Here is a 22,269-nt window from a genome sequence, read left to right as displayed (position 1 = left end):
GGGGCGCCGGCCCGGCTAGATCGTCACCAGACGACCGGCAAACTCCGCAGGCCAAAGACAATGTCGTTGAGCTTGAACTCCAACTGCGCCAGCGGCATTGCCAGCCGAAGCCCCGGCATCCGGCGCAACAGCGTGGTCAGTGCGATCTGCAGCTCGATGCGGGCCAAGTGGTGGCCAATGCATCGGTGGGCGCCGAAGCCGAACGCCAGGTGCGGGCGGGCCTGCCGGCCGAGATCGACAAGGTCCGGGTCCGCGAATACGCCCTCGTCCCGGTTGCCGGAAGTGATCGCGGCGACCACCCACTCTCCCGTCCGCACGTCGGTGCCACCGATGGTGACATCCTCGGTGGCGTACCGGAGCAGCCCGAACTGGATCACCGGCAGGTAGCGCAACAGTTCCTCGACGGCGGCGCCGATCGTGTCCGGCGCGGCCCGTAGCGCGGCCATCCGATCCGGATTCTCCAGCAACACCAATGTGCTCAGCGCGATCGTGTTGGCGGTCGTCTCGTGCCCGGCGACCAGCACCAACACGGCGAGCGTGGCCAGCTCCGGCACGGTAGGCGGCCGGTGGGTCTCATTGCCGCGGGCGATCATTCGGCTCAGCAGGTCGTCCCGTGGCTCGGTGCGCCGACGTTCGATCAAGTCACCGAGGTAGTCCTCCAACCGCCGGGTAGCCGCGGCGCGGGTGGCCTCGTCCGCGTCGAAGCCGATCAACACCTGGCTGTCGCGCTGGACCGCCTCGTGGTCGTCGTAGGGCACGCCGAGCATCTCGAAGATCACCAGCGACGGGATCGGCAATGCGAAATCGGACACCAGGTCTGCGCTCGACCCGGCGAGCATCGCATCGACATGTTCGTCGGCGATCTTCTGGATGTCCGGCCGAAGCACCTCGATGCGCCGCGCGGTGAACTCGGCTCTCAGCAACTGTCGCAGCCGCGCGTGCTCCTCGCCGTCGCACTGGATCATCATGCCGGCCGGCACTGGGTCATGCATGTCGTAGGACGGCAGCATGTGCATCGACCCTGCCCCGCGGGAGCTCAGCCGCGGATCCGCGAGCACGCCCCGAACATCCTCGTACCGGCTGACCAGCCACGCGTTCATCCCGGCCGGGCAGCGCACCAGCGATATGGGGGCGTTGGCGCGCAGCCGGGTGTAAGTCTCATCGGGGTCGAAGGGGCAGGAATTCGATCCGGCAACCGGAAATTCGGGGACGTCGGTACCGGATGCGGGGCGGGTGTCCGTCATAATTTCCCGGCCACGTCGTTCCGAATGATCGAATACCACTCGTCCAACATGCGTCGCGCCGTGGATTCATTGAAGACATGCGAATCATATTTGAGGAATAGTTTGTACCCTTGGGCCTCCCGATAGAGTTCGGCGGAAAGCACATACTCCCCCGCGTAGGGCAGGTCGTCGAATAGGCGCAGATCCAACTCGCCGGGGCCGGCCGGAGAGCCGTTGGTGAGCAACTCGGCACCGTCGAAGTTCTGGAATAGGAAGTTCGTCAGAACCAGCGGTTCGCTGCCCGTTCCCAGTGCGCGGGTGATCTCCAGCAAGGGGTAGGCACCGTGCTCGATACCGGCAACCATCTTGCGCTGCACGAGTTTGAGCAACTCGGGAAAGCCTTCGGTGACCGTAGCGCGGATCGGCAGGCAGTTGGCGAACTGGCCGACCACGTCGCCGAACTGCTTCTCGTACCGAGCGACCGTTGTCATTCCCGTGACCAGGTCGTCCTGTCCGGTCAATTCGTGCAGGAACCGTACATACGTCGTGAACAACACGGTGGCGACGCTGACGCGGTATTCCCTTGCCTTGTCGGCGATTGTGGTGGCCAGCGCCGGCGACAGCTTGATCATCGCCACGTCCACACGGGGCATCCGGTGTCGGTCGTAGGGGCGGTCGTAGGGCAGTGCGAGGGTTGGCGGCCGGCCCGCCAACTCACGGGTCCAGTAGTCCCGATGCTGCTGTGCCTCCGGGCCGGCGAGCATCGTCTCCTCCCACGCGACGAAGTCGCCGTAGGTGGTTCGGCTCAGACTTCCCCTGCCCTGATAGGCATTTTTGAGCGTGCGGACCAAGATTGCCGTCGACGCGCCGTCCAGCAGGATGTGGTGCGCGACGATCAACAGCAATCGTCGTTGTCCGGCAAGGGAAATAAGATATGCCCGCACCAGCGGCCCCGTTGTCAGGTCGAACGGGACGTTGACCAGTTCTCGCAGCTTGGCCAGTTGCGCTACCCGCGACGTGGGCGCGATGTGGACCCGGTCGAACGAAGGAACCCTGCCCGGGGCGATATCCATGTACGGCACGCCGTCGCGCTCACCGAAGATCGCGCTCAGGACGGGGTGGCTCTCCGTCTGAGCACGAATCGCGGTTTCCAGGGCCGTTTCGTCCAGGTCGCCATGGATCTCGAAGAGGAGCGGGAGGTTGTAGGCGGGCGATTCCGGACAGCGCCGCTGATCCTGATACATGGTCAGCTGGCCGCGCGACAGGCTCCAGCGCGCACTCGCTGTGCCCGCGAAGTGGGCACACAGCTCGTCGATGGATTCGACCTCGAACAGCAGGGTGGAGGAGACATCGTCGCCGAAGGCCTCACGCAGGGCATTGGTGAGTTGCAGGACGAGGATGGAGTCTAGACCGTAATCGGTGAGCGGTGCCGAGCTGTCGATGCGGTCGGCCGGGATGCCGAGTACGGCGGCGGCTTTGCCGAGAATGAGCTCGGAGAGGTCGGCCTTCGTCGGCGGCAGGGCCCACGGAGCCGGCCCGGGGCTCGCGACTGAAGATCGGGGCCCGTGGTTCGCGCGGGTAGCCTGGGCAATGTCGGATTCTTGCCGGATAGCTCGCGCAAGCGCGGACTCAACCTCCTGCCTTGCCACCCCGTCGCTCTGGGCCGCAATGACCTGCTGCCCCAGCCCAAGCGCCCGCGGCAGTGGGAACACGACCGTGTCAAAACCCTCCCCCGCCAGCACATCCCGCCAGTTCTCTGGGGACAGCGCCGGCGACCCCGGGATGCGCAGCGACCGGTCGTCGAACAACCACCAGCCTTCCAACAGCCCGAATGTCAAGTGGCTGAACAGGTCGAACGACGACAGCTCGTTCAACAGCAGCCACCCACCGGCACGCATTGCGGCCTTGGCGTTGCGCAGTGTCTTGCGTATGTCCCGGGTCGCGTGCAGCACATTGGCGGCGATCACCAGATCGAAACTGCCCTCGGCAATGTCTTGTCCCGCAAGCGGTTTTTCGATATTGAGTAGCGCAGTATCGAGGTAGCTCACGTTCGGCACGTACCTGCTGCGCGCGTGGTTGAGGAAGGCCTTGGACAGATCCGTGTAGACGTAGGTCGCAATGTTGTCCCGGTAGGGTTCGAGCGCGGCGAACATCCCGACACTGGTACCACCGGTACCGGCGCCGATCTCCAGAATCCGCAATCGGGCACTGGGTTCGGCGCGCACCCACTCCGACACGACGCTAACCGCGGCGTCGGCCATGGCGCGATTGAACAGGTCGGCGACAGCGTTGTCGCGGTAGCAACCCTGGACCAACTCCATGGAACCGCGCGGGAAGATGACATCCGTCGGCTTGATGCGGCCGGTGACGATGTCGGGCAATGCCTTCAGCGTGGTGGAAACCAGACGCAGCTCGGCCCCGCGGTCCGCCGACCCCAACTGCGGGGCCGACCACAGCTCGCACTGCCGTTCCCACTGCTCGAACGCGACATTAACCGGATCGGGTAGCACCGGAGCGCGCTGGGCGTGCTTCAGCCAGTCCGCGTACAGCGGCAGGACCGTCGCGTGGTCGATTGTGGCCAGCTGTGCCGAAAGCACTTTGGCCAGCAACGGATCCCGCTCCCTACGACGCCATCGGACAATCTCGTCGATGCGATCGTCGACGACATCGTCGCGGCTAGCCAGCAGCTCACCGCGAACCTGGAACGGTGTCCGATCGTGCAGGGTGATCTTGGTGGTGCGGTCGAAGTTCGCCAAGGTGTTGTGTTGGTTGGTTTTGATGAACGCAAGCTGCCGCTGGTTCCCGCCGAGCAGCGAGTCCAGGGCGGCCAGCCCCTCGTGCGGCTCGATCGAGACGAGTCCAACCCGGCTCATCCGGTCCCGGTAGAACTCCGACGTGACGCTGCCGAGGTTGCCCCACCAGCCCCAGTTCATGACCTTGACCGGCGTGTCCCAATGCTGTCCGAGTGCGTGCGCGTAAGCGTCGCTGAAGGTGCACCCGGCCGCGTAGTTTCCTTGCCCCGCCGCAGTCGTGAACGACTGCATGGACGACAGCAACACGACGAAATCTAGTTGCTCGCCGTCGAAGACCGCCGCTGTCGCGGTCGTGACATCGATCTTGGCCGTCAGCCCCGCACGCAGCGTAGCCTCGTCCATCCTGGCGAATGTGCTGTCCCGCAACACAAGTGCGGCTTGTACCACCCCGTGGATGTGCGGGTGACGCTGCTTGATCTGCGCGACGGCAGCACGCAACGCGGCCGGGTTCCCGGCGTCGGCGCGCAGGTAGCGAACCGTGCCACGCCCGGTAATGGTGCGAATCTTGTCCTCGATGGACTCATCGGGTGCGCTGCGGCCGATCCACGTGACGTGCGCGCCGAACTGCTCTACCACGTGCTGTGTCCACGCCATTCCCAGACCGCCCGCGCCGCCGATCACGACGTAGACGCCGCCCTCGCGGTACACCGGTTTCGCCGGCGCCTGGCACGGTGCCCAACGCCGGGCGAGCCATTGGCCGGTCCGCCGAACCCAGGCGTCGTCGGGGGACCGAGCCGGTAGCGCCGTGAGATCCGTCGGCCACTCGGGGGCGTCGAGGTCGACGCGGCGAACGGTCCACTGCTCGTACTCCCGCCCCAACGACCCGAACAGGCCATGCAACCCCGCATGAGCGGGTCGGACGGCGTCGCCCGGATGGGTGGCCAGCGCACGGGTCGTGACGAGTGTGATCCCCAGCGGCTTAGCGTCGTATCCGGCGCCGATCAACGCCTTGATCATGCGGAAGGCCGCCACCACCCCGTCGTGTTGCGCAGCCACGTATCTGACGGCGTCGGTGGGCGGGATATCGGCCTCGGGAGCGGTCCAGACCAGGTGGTCGATCGGCCCGAGATCACGCAGCGTGGCGATCGCCTCTTCGACCGAGGCCGACGCCGGTAACGGCCAGGTCAGGGTGCCGTCAAGCGTTGAGGGCCGGCCGACGACCAACACCCGATCCGCCCCGGACGGTACCCGGGTCCCAGGACCGGTCTCAGTGGCCGCGATCGGGTCCCACACCGGCGCGAACAACGCGGGCTCGACGGGAACCGTACGACGTGATGTGTACCCGGCCAACCGCACACAGACCTCGCCGTCGGCATCGAGGAGATCGATGTCCAGCTTGCTCAGCGGCCCGGACTCACCGCCGCGCACCACAGCCCACATCGTCGATGCGCACGGCGCGAATAGGTCAAGCTGGTCCAGGGCGAAGGGCACGGCGGTGTCGCGCAGCTGATCCAGGTGCGCTGCAACCGACGCCTGGATCGCGGAATCCAGCATGGCCGGTGTCAGCACCCCGGGCTCCGCCGACGGGGGCAACACTAGCTCCGCCAGCACGATTCCGCCTCCGGTGTATGCCTGCCTGATCGCCCGCAGGGACGGACCGTGATTGATGCCTTTCGACACCAGGGCGTCCCGAATTCGGCTGGCCGACACCGACTCCCGGCAGTCTGCGCGTAGCGCGGCAAGGTCAAGACGAGGTGGCCGTCCGGTGTCGCACTGTGCCAGACCGCCTGCGCAGCACACGGTCTCGCCATGGGTGATCTCGAAGCTCTTGGTGGTCGTGCGAATCTCGATTTGCACGCTGTCGTCCACCACCAACGGCTGCACCCAGGTGATATTGCGCATCCGCAGCCGGTCGATTCCCAGTGTCTTGCGCACGAGTTCGAGATAGGCAACAGCCGGCAGGATGTGGCGGCCTTCGACCACGTGATCACGCAACAGGCTGTCCGCACGGGTCAGGGTGACGGTGGCGCCGGGATCCGCGCCCGCCGTCAGCCAATGTCGATCGCGGGCGAACGGGTAGGTCGGCAGCGGGATGCGGCGGCCGCGAGCCGGCTGAGTCCGCTCGTCGGGCACGCGGGCTGAGATCGCCCCGTCGAGGGCCCGGATCAATTCGTCACGATCACCGACCACGCAGGCGAACCGGTGCTCGAACCGCTGCCTGCCGACGTCCAATGTGTAGGCCAGGTCGGCGAGGTCGATCGATGGATCGCCGCGCACGTGTGCCGCGAGGCGCCGCTTCTGTTCGGCAAGTTGGTGCGACGAGCGTGCCGACAGCACGATCGGGTGTTCGGTCTGCGGTGTAGCGGTACGTGATAGTGGCGGAGCCTCTTCGAGCACGATATGCGCGTTGGTCCCGCTGGCCCCGAAGGAACTGACCACACCGCACCGTGGCACGCCCTCGGGCACATTCCAGCGGTGGGTGCGGGTGGGCACATAGAACGGGCTTCCCGCTAGCGGAATCGCCTCGTTGGCGGTATTGAAGTGAAGTGATGCCGGAATCTGCCGGTGCGCCATCGCGAGGAGCACCTTGAGCACGCCCGCGATGCCGGCCGCGAACTGGGTGTGGCCGATATTCGTCTTGAGCGAACCGAGGGCACAGTATTCCGATTTGTCGGTGTGGGCGCGGAAAGCTCGGTTCAGCGCCTGAAATTCGATGGGGTCGCCGAGTTTGGTGCCGGTGCCGTGCGCCTCGACGAGCCCGATGCGCTCCACGTCGACACCGAACCTCTGGTACACCTCGCGCAGCAGGCTCTGCTGGGACACCGAGCTTGGGGCGGTGATCCCGTTGGTGGAGCCGTCCTGGTTGACCCCGCTGGCCTTGATCACGCCATGGATATGGTCGCCGTCGGCCAGGGCGTCCTCGAGTCGTTTGAGCACGATGACTCCGACGCCCTCTCCCGGCACGAACCCGTCGGCGCGCTGGTCGAACGTGTAGCAGCGACCAGTCGGCGAGAGCATTCCGGCGCGACCTGCCAGCCGGTACAGCCGCGGCGTGGACTGCAGGAAAACCCCGCCAGCTACGGCCATCGACGTTTCGCCGGACCAGAGGTCCTTGCACGCCAGGTCGATTGCCACCAGCGAGCTGGAGCACGAGGTGTCTACCGCGATTGCCGGTCCCTTGAGGTCAAGGAAGTAGGACACTCGACTCGGGATGACCGACGCCATATTTCCCCACAGGGTCTGTGCCGGCGCATCCTGGTCTAGCAGTCCCTGGTAGTCCCCTGCCCACGCCCCGACGTAGACGCCGCAGCGCCGTTGACCCATCTGCCCGGCGTAGCCGGCGTCCTCGAGAGCTTTCCAGGATTCTTCGAGTAGCAGCCGCTGCTGCGGATCCATCGCGGCCGCTTCGGTTCCGGAGATGTTGAAGAACATCGCATCGAACTCGTCGATGCGGTCGAGAAAGCCGCCTCGAGTGCAGCTACCTATCTCATGCAGGTCGAACCGAGTAGCTTCGGTGACAAGATCGTCGCCATCGGCCAGGTGCCTCCACAGTTCGGCGAGCGAGTCGGCGCTCGCGAAGCGCCCGCTCATGCCGATCACGGCGATCGGTCCGCGCTCCCGGTTGCTGGACGGGCTTTCCCGGTGCTCGATCCGAGGTGGCGTGGGTTCGGATGACGGTTCCGGCGCCCCGTTTGTCAGCGAGTCCATTGCCGACAGGGTTTCCTGGGAGCTCTCGGTGTAGACGATGGTGTCCCGGTACTGAGTGAGCAGGTGTGCTGCCAACCGGTCAGCGGTGCTGAAATCGAAGACCACGCTCGTGCGCAGATCCAGCGATAGCGCCTCGTTGAGCTGGTGTACCACCCGGGTCGCCAGGATGGAATCCAGACCGTAGTCGGCGAAGGCCAGTCCGCCTTCGATCTCGGCGACCTCCATCGCCAGCGCGCGGGCGATCGTCTCCCGCACTAGCGCTGGCACGATCTCATCCAAATTCCGTTGCACCCCAGCAGGTTCAAGGATCGGGGTCGCGACCCGACCGGTGATCGAAGCGGCGACGGGCATGGGTGTCGGCCGGGTCAGGTCACCGATCCAGAATCGCTCCTTCGCGAACGGGTACGCCGGCAGCGACACCATCCGGCGCGGACCGTGCTGGTGCAGGCGCTCCCAATCCACCTCGGCACCCGACGCCCACAGCGCTGCGAGCTTGGACAGCTTGCCCGCGCCAATCCAGCGCTGTATCAGCAGGTTCTGCACGTCCTCGTCGTCGATGAGGCCGGCAAGCGGTCCGCTCGCGGTCGCAACGATTCGGTGATGTCCCCGATGGCCCTGTCTGGCAAGCAGACTGGTCCGCAGCGCTGCGGTGGACGACACCGCGACCGCGTACCGCTCGGTCATCGCCTCGCGTCCCATCTGCAGCGTGTAGGCCAGGTCGGCGAGGTCGGTGTCCGGATTGCGGTCGAGGTGGGCCACCAGCCGGTCCATGGACGCGGTGAGCTGCTCGGGAGTCCGTGCCGAGAGGATCACGACTTGCTCGGCGGCACCGTTCGTACCGGAGGTGGGATGACCGGAATACTCCTCGACGATCACGTGTGCGTTCGAACCTCCGGCACCGAACGAGGACACCGCGGCTATCCGCGGGCCGTCCGAGTGCCACGGGCTCAGCTCGCGCTGGACCCGGAACGGGGTCCGTTCGAAGCTGATGTTGGGGTTGAGCTGCTCGGCGTGCAGGCTCGGTACCAGCTGCCGGTGCTCGAGCTGGAGCAAGACCTTGGTCAGCCCGGCGATACCGGCCGCGGCCTCCAGATGCCCGATACCCGACTTGACCGAGCCGATCGCGCAGTACTGCCGGTCCGCGGTGTCCTGTTCGAACGCCGTTGTCAGGCCGGCGATCTCGATCGGGTCGCCCAGTTCGGTGCCGGTGCCGTGCGCCTCGACGTAGCTGACCTGCCGCGCCGACACCCCGGCTCGGTCCAGCGCCTGCCGGACCAGGTCCGCCTGGGCGGCCGGGCTCGGCACCGTGTAGCCGGTGGTGCGGCCACCGTGGTTGACGCTCGAACCGCGGATCACCGCGAGCACCCGGTCCCCGTCGGCAACCGCGCGGGACAGGGGCTTGAGCAGAACGCATCCGACCCCCTCTCCGGGCACGAACCCGTGGCCGCCGCTGCCGAAGCTGCGGCAACGTTCGTCCGGCGAGAGCATGCCGGAGCGGCACAGTTCGACATAGTCCAGTGGGTGTGTGTACAGATTCACGCCGCCGGCGATCGCCGCAGCGCATGCACCGCGTCGCAGCTGTTCACACGCCTCGTGAATCGCGGTCAGGGACGCCGAACACATGGTGTCGATGGTCAGGCTCGGTCCGCACAGGTTCAGCAGGTAGGAGGCACGCGCGCTCAGCGAGGCGAAGGACAGTCCCGGCACCACCGTCTCACCCGACGGCAGCCGCCCCGCGTCGTGGCGCGCATGGCCCACCTTGGTGACGCCCGCGAACACCCCGACTCGGTGACCGTGCGTGCGAGCCAGGCGCGATCTCGTGTAACCGGCGTCCTCAAGCACCTCCCACGCGGTCTGCACGAACAGGCGTTCCTGCGGGTCCATGGCATACGCGTCGCGCGGGGCGATACCGAAGAATCTGGGGTCGAAGCAGGCGAAGTCATCGAGGAATCCGCCCCACTTGCTGTAGCTGCGGCCGGTGGCAACCGCCGTATTGCGGTCGGGTTCGAAGAAGCCGTCCAAGGGCCAGCGGTCGATCTCCCGGACGCAGTCGCGGCCCCCGCTGAGGTTGTCCCAGAACTCCTGCAGGTCGGCAGCCCCTGGGTAGCGACCGCTGCATCCGATGATCGCGATCGGTTCCCCGGTGCTGGCAACCGGCTGCCCGACACCGATGAACCGCTCGCCGGTGGTGGCCGATTGTTGGCGCGCCGGTTCCGGTCGGCGGCCGGCAAGCTGCTGGGCTACCGCCCGCAGGGTCGGTTGCTCGTAGAAGATCGTCGAGGAGGCGGCCGGATAGGTCTGAGCCAGCTCCCGATTGAGCTGGTGGACCATCACCGAGTCCAGGCCGACGTCGACGAGCGGGCGATCTGGGTCGATCGAGCCCAAAGCGAGTTTGGTGACCTCGGCGAACAGGGTGAGGAGATGGTTGAGGGTGTTCGGGTCGGCAGTGGGCTCGGAACCCTTCTGTGCCGGGACCGTCGCCGCCTGCGCAGGCGTCGCAACCCCCGGGCTTCCGGTCGGTACCCGCTCCCGCGCGCCGTAGTGCACCCACACCTGGTCCGCCCCTGCATTCCAGGCGCCCAGCAGCGCCTCGAATCCCGCTTCCGTGGGCATCGGAGCCAACCCCCGGTCCTGCCACAGATACGCCCGAGTGCTGTCGCTGACCCGCATGCCTCCGTCCGCCCACAGCGGCCACGCGATGCACAGCGTGCGCCCACGGCGTCGTCGCTGGGCGACCCAGGTGTTGCGCACGGCGGCAAACTCGTTCAGGAAGGCGTTAGCCGTCGCATAGTCGGTCTGGCCCGGATTACCGGTGATCCCAGCGCCCGAGGAGAACGTCAGCACGAACTCCAGCGGGCAGCGCTCGGTGGCCCGATCGAGGTGTAAGAGACCGTCCACTTTGGCTGCGAGCACGTCGTCCCACTGCTGGGCGGTCTTAGCCGCGAACAACGAATCGTGTACTACACCAGCGGAATGCACGATCCCGGTGATCTCGCCCGCCTCGGCGACGAGGTGTCGAACCTCTTCCCACCGCGATACATCGGCGCGGATGTACCGGCAGATCGCGCCGGCCTGCCGCAACTCGGCAAGCAAACCCTGCACTCGATCGTCGCTCACCGAGCGCCCGGCGAGAACGATGGTCGGCCGCGCCACGTCGGCGGCAATTCGGCGAGCCGTCGCGGCGCCGATGCCGCCGGCACCGCCGGTGATCAGGTAGACGCCGCCGTCTCGCCAAGGCGTGCCCGACGCTGCGCAATACGAGGCCTCGGCCCAGGTGCGCGTGTACCGGACACCGTCGCGGTAGCAGAGGAGATCGTCTGTAGCACCAGCGTTTTCGGCCACAACAGCGGCCACGTCGACGTCTGTGACACCCTCGACACCGATGATTTGACCGACAATCCGGGGGTTCTCCTTGGTGACGGACCGCAGCAGACCGGCAAGGGCGAGGTTGTCCGTGACCACCTGTACCAACGTGGTGCCATGCCCGGTGTCGAGGCCACGGATGGTCTCCAGTACCTGCCACGAAAGATCACGGAACCGGCTCTCCGGCCGCCGCTTAACCGTGTCGAGGCGGATGGCATCCGGCACGGATCCGTCAACCCCGCACAGGATGATCACACGCCGGTCGTACTGTCCGGTCACGACGACGGGCGTCGGCGTCCACCGCGGAGTCAGCAGCACCGTGCCGGTCTGCGGTTCGGTACCGGGAATCCAGAACCGTTCTCGCGCAAAGGGATAGCCGGGCAGCTGTACACGCCGGGGCGGCTTGCCACCGGCCAACGAGCGCCAATCAACGGCCGACCCACTGATCCACTGCCCGATCGGGTCTGCGCTGACACCACGGTCCCCGGTGGTGACGAACGCCCGCAACCTGTCGACGAGATCGGCACGCGATGAGACGACCCAGCCGACTCGTTCCGCCATCTCCTCGCGGCCGACCTGCAGGCTCCACGCGACGGACCGCAGCGGTACCTGTTCTGGCTTCTCCAGATAGGACAGCAAATCCCGGGCACGGTTGGTCAGCTGCGCTGCGGTGCGTGCCGACAGCGGAATCGCAACGGCCCCGACTTCCTCGTTCTGGTCCTGATCCTGGTCCCGGTGGCCGGGAAGGTATTCCTCGACAACGACATGGGCATTGACGCCACCGAACCCGAAGCTGCTCACCCCGGCACGTCTCGGCGCGACACCACCGTCCCGATCGCGGGGACGCGGCCAGGACTCGTTTTCGGCCACGATATGGAACGGACCACCGTCCAACTCGATGTACGGATTGATCTGCTGGACATGACAAGTCGCGGGCACCACCCCGTGCTTCAGCGCGAGCAACACCTTCAGCAGCCCGGCGATCCCCGCGGCCGATTCCAGGTGACCTATGTTGGTCTTGACCGAACCGAGGCCGCACTTGCCGTCGTTACTGCGCCCCAGCCGCCGGAACGCGGTGCGCAGCGCGCGGACTTCCACCGGATCACCGAGGGCCGTGCCGGTGCCGTGCGTTTCGATATAGCCGATGGTGTCCGGGTCGAGATCACCGAGGGCGGTTGTCACGAGCTCGGCCTGGGCGTCGGCGTTTGGCGCGGTTAGCGAATTGGCCCGGCCACCATGGTTGTACGCACTTCCCCTGAGCACACCCAGAATTGGGTCACCATCGCGCTGGGCCGCCGCCAACGACTTGAGCACGACTACACCCACACCCTCGCCACGCACGTACCCGTTGGCGCTGGCGTCGAAAGTCTTGCACAGGCCGTCTGGGCTGAGCATTCCCGCACGGTGCGCGCTTACGAAGGTGTCCGTGCTGACCAGTACGTTCACCCCGCCCGCAATGGCCATGTCGCAGGCGCCGGACCGGATCGCCTCCATCGCCCGGTGCACCGCCACCAGTGAGCTGGAGCAGGCGGTATCGATTGGTTCGCTCGGGCCACGCACGTCGAGCAGATACGAAATGCGGTTGGCCAGAATCGAATGGGTTGTTCCGGTGGAGGTGAACGCGTCGGGCCGCACGCCCAGCGTGGTGAGCAGGGTCGCGTAGTCGTTGCCCGTCACGCCGATGAACACGCCCGTCGAGGACGGCAGTTCACCCGGTCGGTACGCACTGTCCTCCAGCGCCTGCCACACCGTCTCCAGCGCGAGACGGTGCTGCGGGTCCATCAGCTCGGCCTCGCGCGGCAGGATGCGGAAGAAGTCGGTATCGAAAGCAGCTACGTCGTCTAGTGCTCCGATCCGCTTCGGGAAGTCCTCGGCCTCGATGGTCCTGCGGTGGTGCTCGTCGTACCGGTGCAAAGGGAATGCGGTGACAGAGTCCTTGCCCGCTATCAGGTTTGCCCAGTATTCGTCAAGGTTGCGGGCATCCGGGAACCGGCCCGCCGCCCCGATGACGGCAATCGGGGGGCGCGGATCGGATTCGATACGAACCGGCGCCGGCTCGGCACCAACCGGTTCCGGCGCGACACGAACCGGCTGTGGCCGGACTGCGACGGTGCCACCGTGTTCGTCGGCCAGGTGAGAGCCCAGGGCTTCCAGCGTATTGACCTCGAAGAAGACCGCCGGGCTGATCTCGACACCGAATTGTTCGTGAATCCGTTTTGCGAAAGTCACCAGCGAGATGGAATCGAAGCCGAACTGGTCCAGGCCGGTCCGTGGGTCGATTTCCTCCGGCTCGAACTTGAGGATGTCGGCGGCAATGGATTGCAACGCATCTACCAGCGGGTTGGGCGCTTCCCTAACGGGTGCAACCGGTTTCGTGTTGCCCCTGACCGCACCGATCGCTTCCACACCGGGCTGAGCCCGCATCACTGTTTCCTCGGCAGGAGCTGTCCCGCCGACACCACGCCGCACGCCACCGAGCTCCCCAACGACCTCTCCCCCGCCCGAGACCAGCAAGATCCGGTCGTCCTCGAACACCACGTGCGTCACCGACGAACCAGCCAACACATGGATCTCCCCGACCCGATTGATCGCCATCAGGGTCCAGTCCGGTGCCCCGGCACCCTTGGCCTCCCACTGCACACCCGCAGCGATCGCGGCGAGCACGAACGGCTCGACGGTGACATTGCGCCGGCTATGGTCTTGTTGAAACCCGGGCCGACCAATGCTCAGCACCGTTCGACCGTCCGCCGTGCGAAACACGCCATCGACCGCGCACGATGCCGGCTTGTAGTCGAGCCCGGCCTCGGCCAGCTCGGCCAAGAACTGTTCTGCGGTAAGGACTTTCCGCAGTCCGGCCAGATCGACCCGGCCGGATGGCGCCGTAGCGGCCCGCACGGTGAACTCGACAACCGCCGACCCGTCGTCGGTTCGCACGATGCCGTGACCGTCGGCGAACTCGGTGACAAGCCGCTTGACCGTGGTCCAGTCGATGGGCCGCAGCACGTGCAGGTCGTGGACCGACGCCGCCGCAGCGAAGCCGCTGACCTTCGCGGTGGCCAGCGCGAGGTCGACGGCGAAGGTGGGCACGATGGTGGGCACCTTGTTCACCCGATAGCCGTAGTCCAGCAGATCAGCCAGGTGAACGTCCAGACCGTAGCGAAGACCGCCCACATCGGACTCGTTGCGGCCCAGGAATGCATGCAACCGCTCCCGCATTGTCAGCGGGGCCAACACGGACGGCGCGCCTTCGGTCGGCTCGACCCAACAACGCACCCGCTCGAACGAGTACGCGGGCAACGGCACTCGGCGCGCGGTCGGCAGCTGGTCCCAGTCAACCTTCTGTCCCGCGCCCCAGGCCGTGGCAACCTCATGCGCGGGCAGACCCCGCTCGCCGGCAAGATATCGGTCGATGGCGGCCAACGCGGATGGTTTGTCGGCTGCCACGAATGCCCAACGGTGCGACAGCTCGTTCTTGCCGACACGCAGGGTGAACGCAATATCGGGCAGGTCCGTGTCCGACGCGGTGGTGAGGTAGTCGCGGAAGGACACCAGATACCGGCCCAGCGCGGCTTCGTTCATTGCGGAGAAGACGAACAGCTGCTCGCCGAACGGTTCCCGGCGCACCGGACGTTGCGGATACTCCTCGACGATGATGTGCGAGTTCATCCCGCCGGCGCCGATCGACGTGATTCCGGCGCGCCGGGGATGGGTGACCTGCCGCCCGTTGACCACTGTGACCGTGGGCTGCCAGTCGGCCAGCGACTGCTGCACCCAAAACGGTGTGGCGGCGAAATCAATATCCGGGTTGAGTTCCGCGCTGTGCAGAGACGGCACCAGCTTGCGGTGCCGCAGCTGCAGCAGCACCTTAGTCAAACCGATCATTCCGGCCGCCGCGAGCAGGTGTCCCTGATTGGCCTTGACCGATCCGAGTGCGCAGAACTCGCTGTCCGATGTGTACTTCCGAAACGCCGACGTCAACGCGCGAACCTCGATCGGGTCACCCAGCGCGGTGCCCGAGCCGTGTCCCTCGACGTAGCCGATCGTCCTCGGGTCGACCCCGGCGTCGTCGATCGCCTTCTCGATCGCACGCGCCTGCATGCCCGGACTGGGGACGGTGAACCCGTTGCGGGTCCCGGCGTTTGCTAATGCGGTGCCCTTGATCACGGCGTACACGTGATCGCCGTCGCGCTCGGCATCGATCAGCGGCTTGAGCACGACGGCACCGACGCCCTCACCCAGGATGGTGCCGTCCACGCCGTGACCGAAGCTTCGGATCACGTCGGAGGTACCCGTGGTGAAGTGCTCCTGCGACGAGGTAATCAGGTTGTACGGGTGCAGCATCAGGTTAATGCCGCCGGCGACCACCATCGCGCATTCGCCGGCCCGCAGCATCTGCACGGCCTGGTGCACGCACGTCGAGGAGGCCGAGCACATGGTGTCCAGGAAGATCGACGGCCCGGTCAGACCGTAGAAGTAGGACAACATGTTCGGGATCGTCCCGGTGTAGCTTCCGCTCTGCGGCGCGCCGCGGGTGAGACTGTTCTGGAAGCCGTACAGGTTGTAGTGATTACTCATGGTGCCCACCAGCACACCGACATCACCCTGGTAGCGGCGGTGTATGGTCTCCCTCGAGTAACCGGCGTCCTCCAGTGCCTGCACGCCGACCTGGAGGAACAGGCGCACTTCCGGGGACATCTGTTCGGCCTCGCGCTTGGAGATGCGGAAGTAGCGGGGGTCGAACTTGTCGATATCGCGCAGAAACGTTCCGGTCCGAATCACGCTCTTGCCCAATACGTCCCGGTCGCTGTCATAGATGGCCTCGTGATTCCAGCGGTCGGGGGGGATCTCCTCGAAGGCGTGCCGGCCGTTCTCCAGCAGCTCCCACAGCTCGTCCAGTGTGTCGGCACCGGGGTAACGCCCGGACACGCCGATGATCGCGACGTCATGTCGGTCGGTGCGCTCGGATGCGATGAGCTCGGTTGCGCTGGGCTCCGATGCGCTGGGCTCGCCGCGGGTGGCGAACCGCGTGGCCGGGACTTCGACTCGCGCCGGTGTCGCACCACCGACCTCCGCCGTCGGCTGCCCCGGCTCCCCCAGCACCGCTTCCAGCTGCGCCCGCCGCGACTCCACGAAATGCGCCGCTACGTCCGCGATATTCAGGTATTCGAAGAAGATCGTTTTGGACAGTGGCCCGAACAGCTCCTCCAGCCGCGCGGTCACCTCCTGGATGCTCAGCGACTCGATGCCGTACTCGATGAGATTGGTGGTCGGCTCGATGTGCTCCGGGTCCTGCCGAAGGGCCTCGGCAACGATTCTTTTGAGCAGGTCCTCGGTGCGCTCCAGCAGATCCGCGGTGACGCCGCCCCGCGACGCCACGGGGGTGGGGGCCCGACGCTGCGTGCCGAGGGTGGCCGCGGCACCGTAGGCGACGACGACGTGCGCGGGGGCGTCGGCGAGCAGGCACCGGCCGAAGGTCCGCAATCCATCCTCGGTGGGCAGGGGCACCCACCCGCGCTCGCGACGCATCGACTCGCGGGTGACCGCGTCCACCGTCATCCCGCCGTCGGCCCACAGCGGCCAACTGATGGCGACGGTCTTGCCGTTGCGTTCACCCGCATCAACCAGCGACTGGCGGTGTTGGGCAAACGCATCCAAGAACGCGTTGGCCGCCGAATAGTCGCACTGTCCCGGGTTGCCATAGACACCGGCCACCGAGGAGAACAGCACGAAGAAGTCCAGGGGGAGATCCCGGGTGGCGGCGTCGAGATTGAGTGCGCCGCGGACCTTCGGCGCGGTCACCAGCCGGATGTCGGTGAGGTCCTTGCGCAGCAAGTACTGATCGCGCAGCACACCGGCCGCGTGCACGATGCCATCGATGCGACCGTGCTCTGCCAGGATCGTCTCGACCGCGACTCGCACATCTTCAGCGTCGGAGACATCGACCGGCAGGTAATGCGCGTCGAACCCCTCGGCGCGCAACGACTCGGCAGAGCCGGCCGTAGACCGTCCGCTCAGCACAATCGTCACCCCGGCACGCCCCAGATAGCGGGCAATGCTGCGGCCGACACCCCCCAGGCCACCGGTCACCCAGTACACGCCGCCCGCCCGTAACGCCGGAGCCCGCGGACCGGCGCCGAGCTGCGTCTCGACCGGTTCGAGTACCTGCCGGGTACCGTCGGCGCGGTAGCGGATTTCGGTGTCGGCCAGGTTGTCGGCACACTCTTCACGCACGATCTGCGCGACGCGCGCCGCGGATAGCGAATCCAGTCCGGCAACCCGGACCACACGGCCGGAGACCAGCGGATTTTCCAGAGCGACCGTCCGGAACAGGCCCGCTAGCGGCGCGTGGAAGTACACCGGCGACCGGCCGTCGACCAGCACCACGAACCGGTGCTCCGTCTTGGGAGACGTCGCGAGCAGGCCCTGGACCTCGGCGAACGCCTGATCCACCGCGGCGTCGAGGCCGTCAGCCCGATTCGCCGCCACGATGTCCGGCAGGGTCATGATGTGCGCGGTGCGGGTACCGGCGTCGGTGGTCTCGTCCGTGGTTAGCGGCCGGTCGATCCACCGCGAGGTTGCGGTCGCGACACGCGCACCCGCATCGGTGGTGCGCTGGGCGAGTCCGCGCAGGCTCACGCTGACAACGCCGTCGCGGTCACACAGATCCAGGTCGAATTTGGCCAGCACGCCGGAGCCTTGTTGATTCGAGCTCCGCCGGACCCACACCCAGGTCTCGGCCGGGCAGGGCCGGTACACCTGAAGCTCGTCAAGGGCAAAGGCCAGGGTCGGGCCGCTGGTCTCGCCCATCAGAGCCACCGAAGTTTGGAAGGCGGCATCGAGGACACTCGGCGGCAGCACATAGGCACCGGCCGAAAAGGCCCCGGCAGTCTCGGTGGCCTGGATGCGGGCGATCGCCTGGTCGGAGCCGGAGCCAAGGCGGATCCCACGTAGCGCGCGCATGGCCGACCCGTACTCCAGGCCCTGGCGGTGGAAATCAGCGTAGATCTCGTCGACTTTGCGTACGGTCTGGCAGGACGCGCGCAGCGCGGTCAGGTCCAGCGCGCGTCCCGCTGGTTCTGGCGCCGTAACGATCTCGGCGAACCCCACGCTGTGGGTGGTATTGCCCTGACGAAACTCGATAGCGGTCGAGTCACCGCGGGGCGTCAGTCCGATGTGAATATCGACCGGTTGATCCACGACGATCGGCCGCATCCACGCGATATCGCGCAGCCGGATCGCGCCATCCCGGGTCGCCGCGAACGCCATCGCGGCCCGCGCCATCTCCAGGTAGGCGACCGCGGGCAGCACTCGCTGCCCGCGAATCCGGTGCGCGGCAAGGAAGGGCTCGGATCCGGTGAAGGTGGAGGTGTAGCGCTGTTCGGCCAGGTCGGAGGTGTTGCGGTGGACGAGCGGGTGCAGTGTCGCGATACCCGGCGTCGCGGTGTCGGCGGGCGCGCGGTACCAATGCCGGTCGCGGGCAAATGGATAGGTTGGCAGCCGCACCCGGCGCGCCCCGGGATGCGGCGGCCAATCGGCGGCTCCCCCGCGCACCCAGGCTTCCGCCGCTACCACCACATCGGGCCCGGCCCCGGCGGGGTTGCGCACCTCGCCGTCCACCACGGCGTCCAGTGCCGCGACGAGTTGATCCCGATCCGAAACCACCAGCGCGACCCTGGCAGCCATCGTCTCGCGGCCGACCCGAACCGTGTGAGCGATATCGGCCAGCGACCGGCGTGGCCGCAACGGGTTCTCCGGGGCCAGCAGGTGATCGCGCAGCCGGTCGGCCAGCACCTGCAGCCGTTCCGGATTCTTCGCCGAGAGCGGGATGACATAGATTTTCGGGTTTTCCGGATCTTCCGGATCTTCCGGGACCTCGACCACCGCCGTCGCGCCGACACGTTCCTCAAGACATTCTTCGAGCAGCACGTGGGCGTTGGTCCCGCCGAATCCGAACGAACTGACGCCCGCTCGGCGCGGTACCCCGTCGCCATCCGGCCACGGCTGGGTGTCGCCGACGATGTAGAACGGGCTGCCGTCCAGATCGATCAGCTCGTTCTGGTTCGCGAAGTTCACCGTCGCCGGCAGCACCCCGGCCGCCATCGCACCAATCACCTTCACCACGCCCGCCACGCCCGCGGCCGATTCCAGATGACCGATGTTGGACTTGATCGAGCCGATGCCAATGCTGGCCGGGCGCGGCCGGGTTTTGTGGGCGTTGTGCAGACTCTGGAACGCGCTCTTGAGGCCGATGATCTCGATCGGGTCGCCGACCGGCGTACCCGGCCCATGGGCCTCGATGTAGCTCACGGTGTCAGGCGGAATACCGGCACGGGTGTAGACGTCCTCGATCAGCGCGGCCTGTGCCGTCGGGTTGGTCACGGTCAGTGAGCTGGTCTTACCACCGTGGTTGGTGCCGACGCCCCTGATAACCGCGTACACAGAGTCCTTGTCTACCAATGCCTTTGCCAGCGGCTTGAGCAGCAGGACGGCGCCACCCTCGCCGCGGACGAACCCGTCAGCGGCGTCGTCGAACGCATGCGCCTTCCCCGTGGGCGAGAGCATGCTGGCCTTGCTGAACGCCACAAACAGCTTGGGCGACCAGCACAGGTTCACGCCACCGGCCAGTGCCAGGTCGCAATCGCCGTGGTGCAGGGCGGCGACCGCCTCGTAGATCGAGACTAGGGAGCTGGAGCAGGCGGTGTCGTTGGTGATGCTGGGGCCGTGGAAGTCGAAGAAGTAGGACACGCGATTGGCGACGATCGAATACGCCGTCCCCGTTGGGAAATACGCATCGGTCGGCACGTCGTCACGCTCGATGAGCTCGGCGTAGTCGCCATGACACAGACCCATGAACACGCCGGTGCGGCTGCCCGCCAGTTCGCTAGCCCGATAGCCCGCATCCTCGATGGCCGCCCACGCCAGCTCCAGCGCGAACCGCTGCTGCGGATCCATTGTCTCCGCCTCACGCGGTGAGATATTGAAGAAGGCCGCATCGAAACAATCGGCGCCCTCAATGAACCCGGCCCAGATGCTGTTCGTCTTCTCCTCACCGCTGCGCGGATCGCCGAAATAGCGGTCCGTGGACCACCGTTGCGCGGGCACTTCGGTGATCAGTGAACGCCCGGCCACGAGGTGGTCGAACAACTCCACCAGGGTGTCAGCGCCCGGGAATCGCAGCGCGAGTCCGACGATCGCGATGTCGCCGGCATTCTCGGTATTCATTAGCTTTCCCCCACAAGCTGCATTGCGCAACGGTTGTCCACCCTCACGCGCAAGTTCAGCGCGGCGCCCGACGGCCTACCCGCGTCGATCTCGTCTCCCAGGACAAACTGCTGGTTGAGCACGGCGGTGGTCAACAGGTAGATGAAGGTCTGGTCCTCTTTGGTACTGATCTCCTCGACCGGCGACGACATAATCTTGTCGACCAAGCGACGGGCGAACTTCCGGTCTACACAACCGATTTTGGCCAACTCGCGGTCGGACAACAGCAGTTCCAGGTAGTCCGGGCGGGTGTCGATGAACGCGACGCTGCCCGGCGAGCGGTAGGGCTGCTTAGGGCGGGTGGTAGTCCACTCCGGGAGCTCGGCGCGAAACGCCTTCTTCAGGATGGCCTTCTCGATGTGGCCGTCGTCGTAGCGCAGATTCACCGATACCGCGGCACGCACCACGGCAGGGTCGAGGAACGGGCAGCGGTTCTCGACACCGTGCGCCAGCGCAACCCGCTCACCCTGCGTGGACAATAGGAACCCGGACAGCAGCGTCTTGTACTCCAGCCACTGGGCCTTGTGCACCGCGGACATATCGGCATAGCCGCCAGTACGGTCGACGAGATCGAGCAGATCGGCGAATGGGTCCCGACGCTCGGCCAACAGGCGAGTCGCGAATTGTCCGTTTTGGTAGCGTATTTCATGTGAGAACAGACCCGGCAGCCGCTCGGTGGAGAACTGCTGATAAAAGCTGTACAGGTGCGCCTGGTGCGCGGGCCCGAAGTGCTCCAACTCCGGGTGCAGGGTGGCAATTGTGGTGCGGCGCTCATCGTCGGAGAGATCGTTCCACCGATCGCGCAGCATGGTATCGCGGAATAGCGAATAGCCCAGGAACGCCTCGTCGGAGCCTTCGCCGCTAAGGATCGTCTTGACGCCGGCATCGCGAACATGCCTGGACAGCAGGAACATTGGCACGAAGGAGGTGCGGAACGCGGGAACTTCGGCGTGATAGACGGCGGCCGGGAAGTTGTCGGTGATGTCCGAGCTGGTGATCGGGACGGTGGAATGCAGAGTACGCAGGTGCTTCGCGACCAGCTGCTGGCTTTCAGACTCGTCAAAGGCCTTGTCCTGGAATGCTACCGAGAACGTGCGAACCTGATGTGTACAGAGCTGGGTGGCCAGCCAACTCACCACCGACGAATCCAGCCCGCCACTGAGATACACTCCGACCTCGACGTCGGCACGCAGGCGCATTTTCACACTGGTGCGTAGAGTTTCCCGGACGAAATCGATCGCTTCGGACTCGGTACCCTCGAAACCCGGCACGTCGAAGGTGAGCTCGGCGTAGGCGCGTAATGAGCGACCGCCTGTGCGCAGCGTCAGCACGCAGCCCATCGGCACCTGGCGGATGCCCCGAAACGGGGTACGGTCGGGCAGCGGCGTCCATGTGGCGTAGATGGTGGCCAGCTCCCTGGGGTCCAACTCGAAACGAAAGCCGGGAAAGGCACGAAACGCCTTCATCTCGGAGGCGAATAGGAAGTCACCCCCGCCGTCGGCGTAAAACAGCGGACGCTTGCCGTAGCGGTCTCGGGCCAGGACGAGATCGCCGGTCACCGCATCCCTGATGGCAACCGCAAAAGCGCCATTGAAGCGCGCGAAACAGTCTGTCCCCCACTGGATCCACGCTTGGAGCACCACTTCCGTGTCGGAATGGTTAGTACAGAACGGACGTCCGAGCCGTTCCAGCTCCGCGCGCAGTTCGATGTGATTGTAGATCTCGCCGTTGAAGCAGATCCAGTACCGCTGCGACGGATCAGACATGGGCTGTGCGCCGTCGGCGAGATCGACGATGGCCAGTCGTACCGTTCCCATCGCGATGCCGTCGTCCAGGTAATAGCCGGCCTCGTCCGGTCCGCGATGACTAATGTTCGACAGCATTGAGGTGAGTACCCCGGCGGTGGCACCGGGGTCCAGTGAGGACGAGATGAAGCCAGCCAATCCACACATGATCCGCCC

Annotated in this window: 3 protein-coding genes; all 3 read right to left on the bottom strand. The window is 66.2% G+C overall.

All coding sequences use genetic code 11. The features are described from left to right. Positions 1 to 23 precede the first annotated feature (23 nt). Genes AADZ55_RS08295 through asnB form a run of 3 tightly spaced genes read right to left on the bottom strand, consistent with a single transcriptional unit; the run spans position 24 to position 22,260 of the window. Entirely contained in the window at positions 24 to 1,244 is a 1,221-nt protein-coding gene (locus AADZ55_RS08295; RefSeq protein WP_085323850.1) for a cytochrome P450, read from the bottom strand. After that, positions 1,241 to 20,269, bottom strand: a complete 19,029-nt coding sequence (locus AADZ55_RS08290; RefSeq protein ID WP_085323851.1) for an SDR family NAD(P)-dependent oxidoreductase — start codon at positions 20,267 to 20,269, stop codon at positions 1,241 to 1,243. The genes AADZ55_RS08295 and AADZ55_RS08290 overlap by 4 nt, the downstream gene beginning before the upstream one ends. Then, entirely contained in the window at positions 20,269 to 22,260 is a 1,992-nt protein-coding gene (asnB, locus tag AADZ55_RS08285; protein WP_085323852.1) for an asparagine synthase (glutamine-hydrolyzing), read from the bottom strand. Before asnB ends, AADZ55_RS08290 begins: the two co-directional genes overlap by 1 nt. Positions 22,261 to 22,269: the final 9 nt, after the last annotated feature.

The organism is Mycobacterium decipiens, from assembly GCF_963853665.1.
In the GTDB taxonomy this organism is placed as follows: Bacteria; Actinomycetota; Actinomycetes; order Mycobacteriales; family Mycobacteriaceae; genus Mycobacterium; species Mycobacterium decipiens.
Note: the sequence above shows the minus strand (reverse complement) of the source record. Positions and strands in the feature narration are given on the sequence as shown.